The organism is Flavihumibacter sp. UBA7668 (assembly GCF_002483205.1).
Lineage (GTDB): Bacteria > Bacteroidota > Bacteroidia > Chitinophagales > Chitinophagaceae > Flavihumibacter.
Genome location: NZ_DLHM01000005.1, coordinates 601,398 through 619,934 on the forward strand (window position 1 = coordinate 601,398; position 18,537 = coordinate 619,934).

An 18,537-nucleotide genomic window follows, 5' to 3' on the forward strand; every position below is an offset into this window, starting at 1 on the left:
TATTTTATGTCAATCAATTCTTCTTATGTTCGGCCACCGTTTCGAAAATTACGGGCCTATGCATTTGATCCTTCTTTATCACTTGCTGTAGATACTGTTACAGTTAATACCATTACTTATCGGGTGGAATGGGAGAACCTTGATGTTTATTCCACCGAAACGAATCGCACGGTACCCTCTGGTGATTATATTGAAATCATTGATATTGATCCGGCATCGGGTGTTCTGTACGATCCCGTTGATCTTGATCACCCACACCTGCTGGCGCAGGACGGACTACAGCCCGATGTTGGGGATCCCCGCTTTCACCAGCAGATGGTCTATGCCGTAATTATGGTTACCATCAAAAATTTTGAACAGGCCCTGGGAAGAAAAATTCAATGGTCTGATCGAAGGCTGCCTGCTGATGCCAGAATCAGAAATCATTATGTACAGAAATTACGCGTGTACCCTCATGCACTTCGACGCGCCAATGCCTATTATCATCCCGGAAAAAAAGCCCTGCTCTTTGGTTATTTCCCTTCCAGAAGCGGTGATGCCCGCCTGCAGGTTCCGGGTAGTACGGTATTCACCTGCCTGAGTCACGATATTATTGCACATGAAACCACCCATGCCCTGCTGGATGGTATGTATAGTCAGTATATTCAGCCAACCCATCCCGATACCCGGGCATTCCATGAAGCCTTTGCTGATATCGTAGCACTCTTCCAGCATTTCTCTTTTCCGGAAGTGTTGAAACACCAGATCGCAAGAACAAAAGGAGAGCTGGCTTCCCAAAATTTACTCGGACAACTGGCACAGGAATTTGGTAAAGCCATTGGGGGGTACGGCAGCCTTCGGGATGCAATTGGCGGTATTGATCCTGCAACCGGACAATGGCAGCCGCACCAGCCTGATCCCAATGAATACGATACCATACTGGAATTTCATGCACGTGGCTCCATTCTGGTAGCCGCTGTGTTTGAAGCATTTCTCACCATTTACAAAAGCAGGATACGAAAACTATTGCGCGTGGCAACCGGCGGTACGGGTAAACTGGCCGATGGTGATATTCATCCCGATCTGGTTGACCTGCTGGCCGAAACCGCCGCCAGCACTGCCCAGCGGATTCTGAAAATTTGTGTTCGTGCCTTGGATTATTGTCCGCCTTTGGATATCAATTTCGGCGATTATCTGCGCGCATTAATTACGGCTGATTTTGATTTGGTAAAAGACGATGTACATAATTACCGGATCGCCTTTGTGGAAGCATTTCAACGAAGGGGAATTTTTCCGGAAGGGATTAAAACCATGTCGGTGGAAGCACTCCGTTATACCGAACTGCCCGCCATGAATCAGCTCAAAATAAACGAAGCCCTGTTTGGTGAGTTTCTGAAATCCTTTAAAGATGATGTCGGTTACCTGACCGATCGGCGCGAGATCTATGAGAAAACAAAAAAATACATCGCCGGAAGTGAAGACACAAAAGCGGGATTGCATTATCGTATTATTTCCAAATTGCTGGAGAAGATTTCAGTGGAAGAATTGTTGCAATTAACAGGGTTGTATTTTGGAGGAACACCAGCTGATTGCAGGAAAAACGGATTTAACTATTCAAGCCGATCCAAATCTGCAGCCTATTGGGTAGATCATATGTGGCTGGCAAGCCGGATTAGTCCGGATGATAAAATTGTCAACAATGTGGTCATCACCCTCACACAACAACGGGGACTAAAATGCCAGCTGGATGAGAACGATCATTTTTCAATAAAAGGATATGCACCACCTGTAGCTGAGGCCAAAGAGGATTTGTACCGTTTCAATGGCGGTTGTACACTGATTTTTGATCTCGATAATATGCGCCTCAAATACGTGATCAAAAAAGGTATTGACGACAAAGCCCGGTTGGAAAACCAATTCCGCTATTGCTATGGTAATAGTATGCAGGATGATCATACCTATTTCTCTGAAAACATATTAGCCGGATTAGCAGGTCCCTTTGCCTTCATGCACAGTCACTAACACAAAATTTATTTCTATGAGTGCCATTACATCCGTTAAGATTCGCATGTATCGCCAGGGTTTTGGTGATTGTTTTTTATTGCGATTTTTTCAGGGAGAAGAGCAGGCGTTTACCATGCTTATTGATTGCGGATTAAAGAAAAATGATTCACGCCCCGAAGTGCCGCTCAAAGAGGTAGTAGAGGATATTAAAAAACTGGTCATGCGAAAGGAGGGGAGAAAGCAGGTTCCTTATCTCGATGTGCTGGTGGCTACACATGAACATTATGATCATGTATCAGCCTTTCATCCCACGTTGAGCTTGTTTGATGAGTTTGTAATTGATGAGATCTGGATGGGCTGGACAGAAAATCCGCGCGATAAGGAAGCCCGTCAGATCAATGCCTATCTGCGCATGGGACTGGCAACGCTAACATCCGCCGTAAAGGCCTTGAAGAAAAAAACAAAGGAAGAGAAGAAGTCCGGCTTTTATAAATTATTGGAAGATGGTGAACAGGTGCTTCAGTTTCGGGAAGCCTTCGAACTTGCCCTGGAAGATCTGATGGATTTTAACGGCAATCTGGAAGCGAAGAAAACATCGACCAGTGGAATCCGCTATCATCCGCTGGAAGATTTGTCGATTGATACCATGCAGGCATTTGATCATATCAAAACCGGGATTGGCGGAAAGAAAGCGCGACTCCGGTATTTTGAACCGGGTGATATAGTGGATGCGTTGGGCGAACTAACCGGAGTGCGTGTATTTGTATTGGGGCCGCCACGAAGTTCCATGCTGAATAAGGATGCACCATCCGGTGGTGCCAAAAAAGAAGTTTATCTTGGATTTGAGGATCCATCTTTGGTTGGTTATATGAAAGGGGTATTGCATCAGGATAATTGGGATGTGGAGGATGGTTCGCCATTTTCAGAGGTGAAGACAACAAGTCTGGCAGATGCAAAAAAGGATCCCTGGTTTCAACGCACCTATTTTCACAGCACAGAACGATGGAGAACTGTGGATTCCGACTGGATGGATGCTGCCGGCACACTGGCACTGCAGGTGGATGGCTGTATCAATAACAGCAGTCTGGTATTGGCGATTCAGTTGGTGGATTCAGAACGGGTATTACTTTTCCCGGGTGATGCGCAGGTTGGCAGCTGGTTAAGCTGGCAGGATCTCGCGTGGGAGGACCTGACAACACGCGATCTTTTGGCGCAAACCATTCTTTACAAAGTGGCACACCATGCCAGTCACAATGGTACACTCAAAGCATTGGGGTTGGAGCTGATGACCCATCCCGATCTGGTTGCTTTCATTCCCGAAAAAGAAAAACAGTACCAGGGCATTCCCTATTCACCGCTTGTGAATGCACTCCGCGAAAGAACAAATGGGCGTGTTATTTTTTCTGCGGACAGCAATTACAAACCCGAAGATTTGCTCAAAGGAGCCAGGCCCACCGGCTTATCCGTAAAACGCTGGAAAGAATTCATCGGCTGCCTGGAAGTAGATACCATGTATGTGGAATATAAGGTGGAGTTGTAAGAAAAATAGTTTCGTTTGTTTCGTTTAATCAGTTATCTTTTTTACGTCAAAAAGATAGAAGATGGAAACCATTTTCTTTGAAATGTTGGAAAAGATGGCAGAGGGAAGTACTATTGCCGTATTACTCTCAGACAGTAATGCGGAACTCAGTACGCAACAGGCTGCAGAAATAGTAGGCAGCTCGCGGCCGCATATAGTGAGCTTATTGGAAAGAGGTGAAATCCCTTATAAAAAAGTAGGTACTCATCGGAGGATTCAACTAAAAGATGTGTTGGCTTATCAGCAAAAAATGAAAAAAGTCAGAGCTGATAATTTGGATGCACTTGCTTCCCAGGCCCAGGATCTAAAGATGGGTTATTGAAATGAATGATACTGCATTACCTATTGCGGTATTGGACGCGAATGTGCTCTATACCGCTCCATTGCCTGATTTTCTTTTGCGTCTTGCACAGGTCAACTTGTTTAAACCAAAATGGACAGTTGAAATCCATGAAGAATGGACGAGAAATCTATTGAAGAATCGCCCGGACTTAAAGCTTTTCCAATTACAAAGAACTTGCCGTTTAATGGATAATGCATTTCCAGGTGCGCTTGTAATAGGATATTAAAGCATTATACCAACACTTTATTTGCCCGATGTAAACGACAGACATGTGCTGGCTGCTGCTATTAAAGCTGGCGCCACAATGATTGTTACTGAAAACCGGAAAGATTTTCCTGTAAGCATAATAAAACCATTTGATGTTGAGATTATAAATGCCGATGATTTTATTTACTCCTTATTAAGTGCGGACAAAACTAAAGTGCTGAAGGCTTTTGATACGCTGGTTAAAGCTCTTAAAAATCCGCCACTGTCAAAAGATCAGGTGAGTGAAACCTTATCAAAGATTGGTTTGCTTAAAAACTATGCAGGCGATTTTGGAATAAATTCTAGTTTCGGATTAATCGCTGAACTTAATTGTCTTGATTAGACTACCGGATTTATTAAATTCATACCAGTTGCCAACCATTTTTGAGGAAAAATTGGATCTAATGATTGTGTCTTTTTCTAATTCTGAAACCTGATCAATGAAACGTATGGTGTCCACAGATAAGGAATCAATTTTTTTATAATGACCTAGCAACCTTATTCCGCCTGATTTATAATAAGAAACATAAATACCATTCATTGAATTTTGATCATATTCAATGAATTCATTTAAAATACCTTTTCTGTGAATTGTTCTATTGGAATCTACATACCGGTCAATCCAATAAGTTTTCCAACTGCCAGACTTTTCACCATTCAGGTAATACCCTTCCGATATCATTGTTACAGGTAAATCTTTTTGTCCACGTATAATTCTAGACCTGCCATTAATATCCATAGAATCCAGATATGAAAATTCCATCCAGAGCCCCTGTTTTTTACCCCCCTTCTGTTTTATTTGGATTGTTTATCAGTTGTCCATAGGAAATACTTGTTTCAAACAGGAATATAGTGGAAAGTGCAAATTTCATTCGATAAGTGTTTTAAGTAGAACTGTCCACATAGGATAGAAATGTCCATCTCCCCTTTATCTTTTCGAAATAATAGTCGGTTATTAGCCCATTATTAATTCCACGTAACTCAATTTTTGCTTTGTTATTATCTATTTTATATTCCAGTGTATAACCGGATTGGCCACTTTCAGTATGTTGTTGAGAAAAGTCCATATTCCTATGGTCAGTTATATTAATTTTCTCCTCGAGATAGTAGGAGGAATCACTTAATTCTAATTCCTTTACGATTAGTGGAAATTTAATCCGGCTTATTTGAAATAGAGAATCTTTGCTGAATTTTACAATAAATGTCTTAAAATCGATATCTGCATCATCAGTAACAAAATGTTCAGTATTGCTTTTTATATTTACGGATTTAATATCACTATCCTTGCAACTGAATAGAACTCCAGCGAATACAATTATTTGTAGAGAGCACCTTTTTATTTAAAATTATCCGTATTCATCTAATTAGAAAATTTCGTTTATCCTAACAATATAGAAATTCTCTTGCATAGAATAAAGTAACAGATCCCCCTAATTATTTATTATTCCTGATTCAATTGATTCAATTAGGTTATAGGCTAAAGCACTGATAACTATGTGTATATATAGCTTAATACGAAGGATATACGTAGACATACTGTAATAATTGCGTATGAATAAATAATTTCTTATATTAGATAAAATTAAATTTATGGCTATCGTAGAAAACAATTTGCTATTCCACAACTTCCAGGGGAAGATTGGGAAGTTTATGGTATTTCGGGTGGTACGTGGCAAAACAATTGTCAGTAAATACCCCGATATGAGCAGGGTAGAGCGCTCTTCAGATCAAAAAGCCAATAATACTCTGTTTAAAAGGGCCGTACAGACTGCAAAGCTTGACTATAGGGATCCCGACCTGAAAGCGGCTCTTTTAAAACGTATGAAAGCGAATAAAAAGCTGAAAGACCGGAACCCGTTTAATGTATTGGTATCGGAGATTTTAAATGAACAAGCCTATATCCTCTCCAGAGACAAGGCAACTGAACTGGTCAATCAATACAACCAAAACTACCAGTTGTCTGACCGGCAGGCAGCAGCCCTGAAATTCCTGCTGATCTATGGAGAAATTAATAACGCACTTTATATGCAGGTAACCAACGTATCCAGACCCACCGCCACCCGCGATCTGGCCAACCTTGTTAAACAAGGCATCCTCCTATCCATTGGGAAAGGCCCGGCTACTACCTACAAATTGCTCGATAAACTATAAATCAGGCGGGGTTAAAATTGACTCAGAACAGGGAATAATCTGCTCAGCTGTGTAAATAATCGACTCAAAATCGCCTCAAAAGGGAATAATCGCCTCAAAAATTAAGCTGCTATACGTATTTAATTTACGGTTAGACCAGTCAGATCCTTTATTTTGGTCTTTAAACTGCCTTTGCCATAACCCGTCCAGCTGTCTTTTATAATGCCATCCGGACTAATCAATACATAATTGGGAATCCCTGAAACACCGTATTTCGCATAAATCCCCCTGTTTTCTTTTCCATCACTGAGATTGTTCCAGGTCATTTTAAAATAATCGGATGCTTTTTTCCACATTTCCTTATTGTCGCTGGTTAAACTGACCACAGCTAATTTGTCTTTGAATGCTTCCGAGATTTCTTTCATTTCCGGTACGGATGCATGACAGGGACCACATCCAAAACTCCAGAAATCCAATAAGATATACTTTCCCTTGAAATCAGCCAGATGATACGAGTTGCCATTCAGATCGGTCAGCAAAGTATCATACATCGGCTCGCCAATTTTTGCAATATGTGGTGGATACAGTATGAGACCTACCATTTCTCCATCCGGACTGTTCTTTAATTTCGGATCTAAGCGCTCATAGATTTTCTTAACAGGAGCCCTGAATTCTTCTTTATCGTTCCATTTAATCAGATTGGCTATACCACGCAAAATCTCAAGGCGAACCGAAGTTATTGTTGATTTATCCAGAAGAGCGAGATTGTTTTTATATATTTCATATTGGTAGTTGTCTGATAGCTGGTCTATTGAATCAATCTGCTTTTTTGCAGCTTTTTTTTCTTCTTCTGTGAGCTGTGCAGCTTCGTTACGTAGCTTGATTATGCTGCTCCTTTTTATGGAAAGCTGTTGAAACTTATTCCATAAACCGCTATTCTCATTTACAAAATAGGCCCATTCTTTTTGCTCCGGAATATCGCTGATCACCTCCCAGGTATAAATAAGAGTATTTTCTCCTTTGATGTGAATGGTATGTCCCGCTTTCGTCCACAATTTCAATCCCAAAGAAGGAAATCCATCGCCATAACAACTGATGGAATAATTTTCTAAATTTTCATTCTGCGGATCATATTCAAAACGAAAACGACCATTCACCACACTGTCCTTTGCAACCTGGCTCAAAACTGATCCATAATCTTTCATCAGCGTAATTTCCGTACCATCTTTGACGCCACTCAGCTGGCCCGTTATCACAAAAATTTTCTGAGCAAATAAACTGGTTGAAACAGCTGCCAGACAGAAAAGCAGTAAAATGGATTTTTTCATTTTTTATTAGTTTGATTACTCCTTCAATAATTCAGGATTCACCAGCCTTATCATGGCACTGCTTTGCTCATTGGCAAACAACCGCGCTTCGTATCGTTTATCGCCTACAATGGCTACCATGAAAGAGGTGTTGGGCGGAATACTACCCAGGTTTTCGGCCACCATTACCAATTCATTGTCGGCCTGAAGATCAGCCGCATTTAGTTTTACCGTGTAAGCCTGCTCTGTTAGACGAATATTTTTGAACAGGAGTTTCCCATTCAGGAAAAGTGCAATGGAATCACCATCCACCTGAGCATTATCATAAAAGCGCAGTTCGATGGTTTTTGCTGTAATTGGAATAACCGTTTGCAAAACATTTTTACGCGTGCTGAATTTTTTCTCCGCCGGATCCGCAGGGGCAGCAGCTACAGGTGCCGGCACTGATGCTACCGGAGCAGTTGCAGCAGTTATAGCCGGTGCAGGATCAGTTCTTTCCGGCGCAACAATCACCATTGTCTGTTTCATGTCCTTTTCTTCCGGGAAATTGGCGCGGGAAGTGATTTGTGAAATGCTATCAATCAGGATCGGATCATTGCCTCCCACAAAATAATTATCGATGATAAAATCCCATTCGTCATTAAAGATGGGTTGCTCCATTTTCTGAAGATGAACTTCCCCGTTTTTACTGTTTTTGGCATCGCGGCTGGAACTGGTTCCGTCGAGGTACATTTCCTCTCCACCCGGACAATTAAAATCTGCCACCATCAGCTGCGCACCGGCATCGGGACGAATTTGCATGATGCCACCGGTTCCATAATCATCCAACAGCACCTCATCCCACCAAATCACCGAATTGGTATTGGGGTCGAAATGCCCCCGCAAACTATAGCGCTTGTATTTGTTTTTCTTCTGGTAATAATAGGCCACTCCAACCAGCTGATCGCCCGATTTCACAATCTTAACTTCCGCCTGCGATCCCTTGATCTTACCCCTCCAGACTCCGGTGATCGTCTGTGCCCCGGCACTCAATGTGCCCGTAATTAACAGGAGGAAAATAAAGCTGAACAATAAAAAAGGGCGGCGATTCAATTCGGAGGAGTTCTTCATGCTGGACTATTTCTCTGTCCAAACTAACGAAGTAATCTGCCAAATTCGTTCGCCACCCCTCATTTTTATCTTTCCATTAGGACTTTCCCACTTCCCACTTCCCACTTCCTAGTTCCTAGTTCCCACTTCCTAGTTCCCACTTCCTAAAAGCCTTTCTTCTCCTTTATCGTCTTCAACATCTCCTTTACCGCAGCCTCAATCTGCGCATCTTTTCCATTCAGGAAATCCTCGTACGACAAGGGTACCCGAATATCCGGCTCCAATTGCAGGTTCTCCGTAGGTCTTCCTTCCTTACCAATTGTCGCAATCATCGGAATACCAAATACGATGGTGGGATCAATTTGCTGCTCCCACCAAACGGCCGTTCCAGTGCCAGGTACCGGCATCCCGATCAGCTTGCCCACACCCTGCTGCTTGTACACATAGGGGAAAATAAAGGCATCGGAATAATTGCTTTCGCTCATCACCACACAACTGGGTTTGCTCCAGCGCCCCATTGGTTCTCCGTCTTTCAGCTTGTTGCCCTGTGGTGCAAAATCGAGGTAGCGTTTGGCGCTTAAGAAATTCAGCAGATCATCGTGTAACCAGCCACCGCCATTGAAACGGGTATCTACAATCAATGCTTCCTTATCAAAATTCTTTCCCATTACCACATCAAACGTGGAACGGAAACTTCCATCATTCATACCCTGCACATGTACATAACCAACTTTTCCATCACTTAGTTTGTGTACCATTGCATCCATCTTCTTAACCCAGCGTTTGTACATCAGCGAAGCTTCGTCCTGAAAGGAGATAGGTTTGGTGGCTTCCTCCCAGCGTTTGCCTGAAATCGGATCATATAAACTCAATAAGGTATTTTTATCAGCTTTGCGATTCAACAACGCTGTCCAATCGTTCTCCTGACCAATTGCCACCCCATTAATTTTCTCAATAACCACGCCCGCTTTCACTTTGCTTTCCGCACGATCCAAAGGACCACCTTCAATTACTTCGGTAACGAGCAATCCATTGCCTCCCTTACTCTCATCATAGAGTAAGCCGAGTGCAGCAGTAGCATCCGGATTCTGCATCTGCGGACTATAACGACCTCCTGTATGAGAAGCATTCAATTCACCCAGCAATTCACTCAGCAGTTCCTGGAAATCGTAGTTGTTACTGATATGCGGCAGAAAACGCGCATAGTCTTTTTTCAATCCATCCCAATCCAGTCCATGTAGTTTGGGATCATAAAATTTTTTCTGCACCTGTCTCCAGGCATGATCAAAAATATAATCGCGTTCAGCGGAAGCATTCAATACCATCTCTCCATCAATAGCCACCGGACTGATCTTGCCCGCTTCATCAATCTTCACCAATGATCCGCGATTGGTAACAAAAAGACTCTTGCCATCTTTGCTCATTTCAATGCCGCTTGGTGTGCCACCAAGTTTGGCCAGAATTTTTGTTTCTCGGGTGCGTGGTTCAGTAACCCATAAATCATAGCCCTTCTCAAAAGCAGCCAGGTAATAAATTTTTGATCCATCCTTATTCACCGCATAATCTGCAATAGAACTGGAATTAATGGTAAGCTTAGCCACCCTGTTCTCCAAATTCTCCACCAACGGACTCCACTTTTTCACCTCTTTCACCTCTTTCCCCTTTTCCTCCTTTTTTCCCTCTTTCTCCTCTTTCTCCTTTGTCTCCTTTTCCCCCTTCTTCTCCTTTTCCTCCAACAATGCATACTCCTCCTTACTCAGCTTAAACTTATCATACAGATCCTGATCAAGAAAGCCTGCATAAATATCCACTTCCCGGCTTCCCTGATTGGCCAATGATTTTCTTCCCTCACGCGCACTGGTCCAAAGTACCACTTTGCCATCCATACCCCATTTCATGTTATTCTGCCCAAAACCACTGCGCATGGGATGATCAATACCTGTGCTGCCATCCGCCTTAATCATAGCCATATTTCCCAGGAACATGCTGCCTTCACTATCGTCACAAATAATCCACTGACCATCCGGACTCCAATTAAAATCCCAATCGCCATCTGCATAGGAATAGTTGTGTCCGGTTGGCAACAGCGTGAGGGTTTTCTTTGTAGCCAGATTATAAACTTTCAACTGATTACGTTCCGCCACATACGCGATCTCCTTTCCATCAGGTGAAAACTTCGCCTGGTATTCTTCCTCTGCCGTAGCAATCAGCGGTTTTTCATTGATAACCGTGGCGGCATAAAAATAGGGCTCCTCTGCACGTGCAATGGAGGCTTCATAAATATCCCAGTTATCATTTCGTTCAGCTGCATATACCAGGCTTTTTCCATCCGGATTCCATTTCACCATACGTTCCTGCTGTGGTGTATTGGTAATGCGTTTGGTTTGTTTGCCTTCCACACTGGTAACAAAGATTTCGCCGCGGGTAACAAAGGCGATCTCCTTCCCATTGGGCGACAATTCAAACTGTGTTACATTTCCATTGATGGAAACATTTTTTGTTACACCGGCTCTGCCATCATTAAAAATCTGAACCGATAATTTTTTCGGTTGTCCACCCTCTTTCAGTGTGTAAACTTCTCCGTTATAGGTATAACAAAGAGTATTATCCTTGCTGGCAGTCAGGTGCCGAACCGGATGCCGGTCGAGTTTAGTCAATTGCTGTTCAGCCATACGATTCAATACCGGCGCTTTATAAATATTCTGATTGCCGTTTTTTTCACTCAGGTAATAAATGAACTGATCATCGCCACTGAAAACAGGCTCCCGATCCTCGCCTTCATACCCGGAGATTTTCCGAAAAGTATTAGAGGAGGTTTCCATCAGCCAGATATCACGGGTAACAGATGAATTATGGTGTTTGCGCCAGGCATCTTCATAGCCCTTGCGATCCTGAAAAACGATTTGCGTACCCTTGCTGTTATACCGGGCAAGATCCATTCCCGCTGAACTCAGCAGGATATTACGGCCACCAACAACCGAAACGGAATATAAATTCTGAAACAATCTAGGACTATAAAACCGGATATTCTTTTCGGGAATATTCCGGGAGCTTCCAAAGATCACCTGCTGGTTATCGGGCGAAAAATCGAAGGGGAAATCCGGTGAACTGTGGTGGGTTAACCGTGCCGGCGTACCACCGGTTGCGGGCATTACAAATACATCGAAATTCCCATAACGGTCAGATGCAAAGGCGAGGCTTTTACCATCGCGGCTCCAAACCGGCATCATATCCTGTGCCTCATGAATGGTTAGGGGGATGGCTACCCCACCGGCTGCATCCACCCGGTAGATATCACCCTTATAACCGAAGGCAATGGTTTTGCCATCCGGACTGATAGCAGGGTATCGCATCCAGAGTGGTGCTTCCTGTGCCTGGAGTCCCGTTGAAAATAAAAGGGCCAGCAGCCCTTTGAAAATATGTTTCATGCTACAACTGTTTAGTGCCTTAAAGTTAAGGATGGATCCATCGCACCCGCCCCATGTTTAAACAAAGCTTTTAAGAACAGTAGAATCGTCGGAAATTCACCTAAACGAACTTACTATGGCAACAGCCCGACTGGAACTGATCGAAGCACTAAGGCAAACAGCCACTAATCTTCGGAATGGTGCGTATTATGCCTGGGGACATCATGGCGGATGCAATTGCGGTAACCTGCTGCAGGTGGTGACCAAACTCAGCAAAGAAGAGATTCTGCAGTACGCGCACAGTGGAATAGGGGAGTGGACAGAAATTGCGGAGGAATATTGTTCGGTCACCCATGTGCCTTTGGGACTCATGATGACCAAACTGATGGAATTGGGCCTTACTCCAACGGATATCCATAATATAGAATACCTGGAAGACCGGGAGGTACTGAATGCACTGCCGGGTGGATTCCGCTGGCTTAAACGTAACCAGCGGGAGGATGTAATACTTTACCTCGACACCTTCGCCAATGTATTGGAGGATAGGCTCCTGGCACAGGTATCGATTGAAACGCTGTTAGAGCAGGCTGATCAACGACCTGCTCATCGCGAATTAACCAGTCCGATCTCCATATAATGCGTTTCCGCTGCTATCGGTAGTTTCCGGATGAGCTGAAATAGGAGTCCGGCTGCAGTGGTTCCCATATCAAATCCGGAGGTATGCACATAAGGAAAGGAGAAAGGCAGGTAGTTGGGTAATTCGCCATCGCTAATCCCAACGAGAAAAAGGTCCTCAGGAATCCGGATATTTTCCTGATAGATGCCCTGAATGATGCCGGAAAGCAGTTCATCGCTCATAACAAATACGGCTGCCGGTTGATGGTCAGCCTGCCAGGCAGTAAGAAAGGCCGATTTTGCCGCCACCGGATCGTCCGAAATCACCAGTTCCACGGCTTCCAGTGGCCAATTTAGTTGGTTGAGTGCGTCTTTAAAGCCTTCCATCCGGTCTTCGGTGATTGATAGCCGGGTATCGGCAAAAAATCCCATGATCCGGGAACCAAACGGAACAGACCTGCTGAGGGTACTGACCGCCAGTGCGGCAGCTTCTTTTCCGGGCATTACCACCTGATGGGCCAGGGAGTTGTGGATTACTTTATCGAAAAACACGATCGGGATCCCCGCTGCCATCAATTCCTGGAAGTGTTCAATATCATGGCTTTGGCGCGATAAGGATACCAATATGCCGTCTACCCCCATATTGGCGCAGATTTCAGCGTTCTCGATTTCCCGGTCGATGCTGTCGTTGGAATGCAGGACCAGGAGGTTGTATCCCCGGGCATGGGTCGCTTCTTCCACGGCTTTTATGAGAGAAGGAAAGAAAAACGGGGCAATTTCAGGGATGATCAGGCCAATGGTATGGCTGCTGCCCCGGCGGAGGTTAATCGCCATATGGTTGGGTTTATAGCCCATTTTCTCAGCCAGCTGTTTGATATTCTCCCGCATGCTCGGGCTGACATCGGGATGATCTCGCAGGGCTCTGGATACGGTAGACGGATTGATATTCAGCTTTCCCGCCAAATCTTTAATTGTTACTCTCGCCACAAAAAATGTTATTATTTAATAAAAACTTGTTAATTTTAGATCAATATGTAACTTGTACACAACAAACGTTTGCGAAACCGTTTGCTGATCAAAAGGTAAAAAACTCTTGATAAAAAGTTCGAATTTGATTGCTGGTTGATGCTGAGTGAGTTAAAACGATTCCTCACGCAGCATTAAGCTTGTCTTGATTGCCTATAAAATACCGGTTAGTACCCGGGATTTGGGTAGTGTGGTTTAAACATGTTTTATATAAAATCAATATAAAAACCGTCACGAAAACCAAAACTCAACAACTATGACTGTTGCATTGCCACGATGGGTAGGGAGGCTCTCCGTCTTCTTACTATGTATCTTCCTCGGCTCCTCTATTCAGGCCCAGGAACGCGTTCTCACAGGAAAAATCACGGATTCCAAGGATGGTGCACCTATTATTGGTGCTACTGTAACCGTAAAAGGCACCACCATAGCGTCTTCTACTGAAGCGGATGGTAGTTTTCGTTTGCCCGGTGTACCCGCTGATGCCAAAACCCTGGTAATTTCATCCATAGGATTTGGCACCCGGGAAGTTGCCATCACCGGAGATGTTGTTTCTGTTACCCTTACTGCTTCCAATTCCGACTTAAATGAAGTGGTGGTGGTTGGTTATGGAACATCACGTAAAAAAGACCTTACCGGTGCTGTTGCGTCGGTGAAGGCGAAAGATTTTAACAAGGGAGTAGTAACTGCTCCGGATCAGTTGTTGCAGGGCAAGGTAGCCGGTGTTCAGATTATGAACAACTCGGGCGCACCGGGAGCCGCTACTACCGTGCGGATTCGGGGTAACTCATCCATCCGTTCAGGAAACCAGCCGCTTTATGTAATTGATGGGGTTGCGCTGGATGGCCGTACTGCAAGGCCGGGAATCAATGCCGGTGGTGTAGGTACCATCCCAGGAAGTAACCCGCTGAACTTTATCAACAACAATGACATACTTTCCATGGAAGTGTTGAAAGATGCCTCTGCTGCTGCTATTTATGGATCACGTGGTGCCAATGGAGTAATCCTGATCACTACCAAAAAAGGAGCAACCGGACAACGTGTTGATGTGAATGCCTCAGTTGGTATCAGCAGCATGATGCGACAAATTGAAGTGCTGGATGGAAATGAATACCGTGCTGCGTTGGATAAATATGGACTAACATCGGGTGATTATGGCGATAATGTTGACGCCATGGATGCCATCACCAGAAATGCCCTGACGCAGAACTACAGTATTGGCGTATCAGGTGGCAATGAAAATGGCAAGTACCGGATCTCTGCCAGTTATCTTAATCAGGAAGGTATCATTCTTAAATCCGATTTTAAAAAATATACAGCTGGTATTAACGGTTCATTTAAATTTTTGGAAAACAGAAGACTGGGACTTGATTTCAACGTAACGGTTGGTCATAATACCGAAAATGCAGCGCCTATTTCAAATGATGCGGGATTTACCGGAAGTATTGTTGGACAGGCTTTGCAATGGAACCCAACCCATCCATTCCGTTTTCGTGGATCCAACGGTGTTGATTCTCTTTATTTGATTCCCCAATTTGGTAATACATCAATCAATCCATTGGTGATGTCAGCAGCATGGGATGATATTTCCAATACTACAAACGTGCTGGCTTATGTTGCGCCTTCTTACAATATCGCAAAAGGACTGGATTATCGCTTCCTCTATAGTATCAATCACCAGGTTAGTACCAGAAAAAACCAGATCCGCAGTTATCTGAATCTGGAAAATATTCAGAACCGTGGATTGGCCAACCAGGCCAATGGTACGCTGACCACAACTCAGATGACACACACATTAAATTATATCAAGGAAATAGGCGATAATATTACCATTACTGCACTGGGTGGTTATGAATTTATGAAATTCCGCTACCTGGGTAATAATGTGTTCGGACAGGATTTTGCCAATGTAAGCACTCCTTATTATAATTATCTGCAGTACACTACACAGGGTTCCAGGCAGATTTCATCATTTGATCAGACTACAGAATTACAATCTTATTTTGCCAGAGCTGTCCTGAACTACAAAGACCGCTATATTTTCACCGGTACCTTCCGGGCAGATGGTTCCAGCAAGTTTGGTGAGAACAATAAATACGGTTATTTTCCGTCTTTAGCGCTTGCCTGGAATGTGCACAATGAAGCCTTCATGGCAGATCAGTCCATTTTTGATCAGTTGAAACTAAGAGCAAGCTGGGGTCAAACCGGTAACCAGGAATTTCCCGCCTTTGCCTCTCAGGAAACTTATATAGCAGGTCAGCAAAGTTTTGGTCTGGCTACCATTATTAACAACGATCTGAGATGGGAAACTTCCACTACCATCAACATTGGTCTGGATTTCTCTGTAGCCAAAGGAAGACTAATAGGTTCGATCGATTATTTTAATAAGAAAACAAAGGATATCATTTTTGACCGTGATCAGCCGGACCCAGTTCCAGTTGGTTCACCAACTACCTGGTTAAATCTCCCAGGTGAAATTTTAAATGCCGGGGTTGAATTGTTTGTAAACTATCAGGTAGTAAAAAACAGCAACTTTTCCTGGGATATTGGTGTAAATGGAACCTATCTTAAAAATGAATTGAGAGATTTTGGAATTCTGGTTATTCCTACCGGAGGTTTGAGTGGCCAGGGTATTTCCGGAACCAATATTCAACGATTTGTAAACAACAGACCGCTTCATTCTTATTATCTGAGAGATTTCAGCGGAATCGACAGAAATGGTCAGGCTACCTTTGTAGGAGGTGATGCTGCATTGTATTTTATTGGTGATCCCAATCCTGATTACCTCTTAGGTTTAACTACTAATGTTGGATACAAAAAATTCAATCTGGAAATCAGTATGAACGGCGCATTCGGACACCAGGTATATAATAATACCGCCAATACCGTATTGCCTATCAATAACCTGGGAACCCGGAATATTGCAAAAGCACTGATGGAGCTGAATCCAAGCGAAGCTTTATCGAGCCCTATTACCGCTTCTACCCGTTACCTGGAATCAGGCGACTATATGAAACTAACCAATGCAACCCTGAGCTATAATCTGGGTGATCTGGGAACCGTAATAAAAAATGCGAACCTGTTCCTGACCGGACAGAACCTCTTTGTTATTACCGGATTTTCCGGATTTGATCCTGAAGTGAACGTGGATAAAAATGTAGGTGGTCGTCCTTCTTTTGGAATTGAATACATTCCGTATCCAACTGCGCGAAACTTCATTTTTGGTATAAACTTTTCTTTCTAACTCAATCAAATTTGAGCTATATGAAATATAAAATAATTCTAAGTGCAGTATTGATCTCTTCCTTAGCCGGTTGTACAAAATTGGAAGAGCCTGTTGATTCTGCCATCACAGGAGAGGAAGCAGAAGTATATTTTGGTGGTAGTAATGCTAATCCTGATCCAACTGCATTACTCGAAGGGGTTTATTTGTCAACCCGCCTGCCCTACCAGGATCAGTCCAGGGTATGGGCAGCTATGGAACACACAACCGATGAAGTAATCGGGCCAACACGTGGTGGAGACTGGGATGATAACGGCGTATGGCGTGTATTACATACCCATCAATGGAATGCAGATCATGCATTCCTGGCGGATACTTACCGGGATCTTGGCAGGATCGTTTTTGCAAGTACCGATATGCTTAAATTCAATCCTCCACCGGGGCCTGCTGCTGAAGCAAGGTTTTTAAGAGCATTTGCTATGTTCACCTTGCTTGATGGATGGGATCAGGTTCCATACAGGGAAGTAAATGGTACACTGGAAGATCTTCCACAAATCCGAAAAGGAACAGCCGCATTAGAATACATCATGTCAGAATTAACGGAAATTCTGCCTAATCTTCCTGATGGTCCCGAATATAAAGCCAATAAAGATGCTGCAAAGGCCTTGCTAATGAAATGTTACCTGAACAAAGGCGTATACGCTGACAGAGCGAATCCCACTTTTGATGCCAGCGATATGCAGGAGGTTATTGATCTGGCTGATGAAATCATCAATAGTGGTAAGTATACATTGAACGATAATTTCTTTGACAACTTTGCTCCCAATAACGATGACCTGTCAACCGAGAATATCTGGACCGCTGAAAACCGTGGAGGCAACAGCAGTGGTGGTGTTCGTTTCCATTGGTTTGCTCACTTGCATTATAACAACAATCCAAGTGGCTGGAATGGATTTTCAACGCTCTCTGATTTTTACGACAAATTCGAAGAAGAAGATACCCGTCGGGGTATGGCATATCCTGGTGTAACAAATGTATCAGGATTAAGAGTAGGATTTCTGGAAGGCCAGCAGTTCAACCAGAATGGCGTGGCATTAAAAGACAGAAGAGGGAATAACCTGTCTTTCACACGTGAAGTAAAAATCAAAGAAACTGAAAATAACCTGGAAATTACCGGTATCCGTGTAGTGAAATATCCGGTGGATTATAATAATGGTGATAATGTGGACAATGACCTGGTTTACCTGCGTTACTCTGATGTATTGCTGATGAAAGCCGAAGCCCTGCTTCGTACCAGTGGCGATGCATTAAGTATTGTAAACTCCATCCGAACCAAACGGGGTGCAACAGCATTGGGTTCAGTGAATCTGGATCAGTTGCTGGATGAAAGAGGCAGGGAACTTTATTACGAAGGCTGGAGAAGAAATGACCTGATCCGCTTTGGTAAATTCCTCGGAACCTGGCAGGAAAAAGCAGCTTCCGGTCCGGAGCGCCTGATCTTCCCGATTCCCAACCGTTCATTGGCTGCTAATCCAAATCTGACACAGAATCCCGGCTATTAATTTTTAGTATATTGCAGTAATAGGAGGTCA

The 18,537-nt window shown here is 43.6% G+C and carries 15 protein-coding genes; 9 read left to right on the forward strand and 6 right to left on the reverse strand.

The window, feature by feature from the left end; all coding sequences use genetic code 11:
• The first annotated feature begins 6 nt into the window (after positions 1 to 6).
• From B2746_RS14680 to B2746_RS14700, 5 genes are all read left to right on the forward strand, one after another.
• On the forward strand, positions 7 to 2,001 hold the full coding sequence (locus B2746_RS14680) for a hypothetical protein (RefSeq protein WP_290795373.1): 1,995 nt from the start codon (positions 7 to 9) through the stop codon (positions 1,999 to 2,001).
• 16 nt (positions 2,002 to 2,017) lie between these two features.
• The gene (locus B2746_RS14685; protein WP_290795374.1) at positions 2,018 to 3,523 is read left to right on the forward strand and encodes a hypothetical protein; all 1,506 of its coding nucleotides are present in this window, start codon (positions 2,018 to 2,020) and stop codon (positions 3,521 to 3,523) included.
• A gap of 61 nt (positions 3,524 to 3,584) precedes the next feature.
• The gene (locus B2746_RS14690; protein ID WP_290795377.1) at positions 3,585 to 3,884 is read left to right on the forward strand and encodes a helix-turn-helix domain-containing protein; all 300 of its coding nucleotides are present in this window, start codon (positions 3,585 to 3,587) and stop codon (positions 3,882 to 3,884) included.
• 1 nt (position 3,885) lies between these two features.
• Complete coding sequence (locus B2746_RS14695) at positions 3,886 to 4,131, forward strand: hypothetical protein (protein ID WP_290795379.1); 246 nt, start codon at positions 3,886 to 3,888, stop codon at positions 4,129 to 4,131.
• Positions 4,132 to 4,176: 45 nt separating this feature from the next.
• A complete protein-coding gene (locus tag B2746_RS14700) occupies positions 4,177 to 4,494 on the forward strand; it encodes a hypothetical protein (RefSeq protein ID WP_290795382.1) in 318 nt (105 codons plus the stop codon).
• Here B2746_RS14700 and B2746_RS14705 read toward each other — a convergent pair.
• On the reverse strand, positions 4,465 to 4,914 hold the full coding sequence (locus B2746_RS14705) for a hypothetical protein (protein WP_290795384.1): 450 nt from the start codon (positions 4,912 to 4,914) through the stop codon (positions 4,465 to 4,467). The two genes, B2746_RS14700 and B2746_RS14705, sit on opposite strands and share 30 nt — an antisense overlap.
• 121 nt (positions 4,915 to 5,035) lie before the next feature.
• On the reverse strand, positions 5,036 to 5,491 hold the full coding sequence (locus tag B2746_RS14710; protein WP_349680615.1) for a DUF4348 domain-containing protein: 456 nt from the start codon (positions 5,489 to 5,491) through the stop codon (positions 5,036 to 5,038).
• 250 nt (positions 5,492 to 5,741) lie between these two features.
• Between B2746_RS14710 and B2746_RS14715 the strand changes: the two genes are divergently transcribed.
• Positions 5,742 to 6,302 carry a hypothetical protein gene (locus tag B2746_RS14715; protein WP_290795386.1) on the forward strand — a complete coding sequence of 187 codons (561 nt, stop codon included), beginning with the start codon at positions 5,742 to 5,744 and terminating at the stop codon, positions 6,300 to 6,302.
• Between the two features lie 119 nt (positions 6,303 to 6,421).
• Here B2746_RS14715 and B2746_RS14720 read toward each other — a convergent pair whose 3' ends face one another.
• From B2746_RS14720 to B2746_RS14730, 3 genes are all read right to left on the reverse strand, one after another.
• A complete protein-coding gene (locus B2746_RS14720) occupies positions 6,422 to 7,609 on the reverse strand; it encodes a TlpA family protein disulfide reductase (protein ID WP_290795388.1) in 1,188 nt (395 codons plus the stop codon).
• A gap of 15 nt (positions 7,610 to 7,624) precedes the next feature.
• Positions 7,625 to 8,698, reverse strand: a complete 1,074-nt coding sequence (locus tag B2746_RS14725) for a hypothetical protein (protein WP_290795390.1) — start codon at positions 8,696 to 8,698, stop codon at positions 7,625 to 7,627.
• Between the two features lie 143 nt (positions 8,699 to 8,841).
• On the reverse strand, positions 8,842 to 12,105 hold the full coding sequence (locus B2746_RS14730; protein ID WP_290795392.1) for a S41 family peptidase: 3,264 nt from the start codon (positions 12,103 to 12,105) through the stop codon (positions 8,842 to 8,844).
• Between the two features lie 115 nt (positions 12,106 to 12,220).
• Between B2746_RS14730 and B2746_RS14735 the strand changes: the two genes are divergently transcribed.
• A complete protein-coding gene (locus tag B2746_RS14735; protein ID WP_290795394.1) occupies positions 12,221 to 12,721 on the forward strand; it encodes a hypothetical protein in 501 nt (166 codons plus the stop codon).
• Here B2746_RS14735 and B2746_RS14740 read toward each other — a convergent pair.
• Positions 12,688 to 13,686 (reverse strand): LacI family DNA-binding transcriptional regulator, encoded by a 999-nt coding sequence (locus B2746_RS14740; RefSeq protein WP_290795396.1) that lies wholly within the window; start codon positions 13,684 to 13,686, stop codon positions 12,688 to 12,690. The two genes, B2746_RS14735 and B2746_RS14740, sit on opposite strands and share 34 nt — an antisense overlap.
• Before the next feature lie 295 nt (positions 13,687 to 13,981).
• On the opposite strand from B2746_RS14740, the gene B2746_RS14745 reads away from it, so the two are divergent.
• Together B2746_RS14745 and B2746_RS14750 are read left to right on the forward strand one after the other, a co-directional pair.
• Positions 13,982 to 16,966: a SusC/RagA family TonB-linked outer membrane protein gene (locus B2746_RS14745; protein WP_290795398.1), complete on the forward strand. Its 2,985-nt coding sequence runs from the start codon at positions 13,982 to 13,984 to the stop codon at positions 16,964 to 16,966.
• A 20-nt stretch (positions 16,967 to 16,986) separates the two neighbouring features.
• Positions 16,987 to 18,507: a RagB/SusD family nutrient uptake outer membrane protein gene (locus B2746_RS14750; protein ID WP_290795400.1), complete on the forward strand. Its 1,521-nt coding sequence runs from the start codon at positions 16,987 to 16,989 to the stop codon at positions 18,505 to 18,507.
• The last annotated feature ends 30 nt before the right edge of the window (positions 18,508 to 18,537 follow it).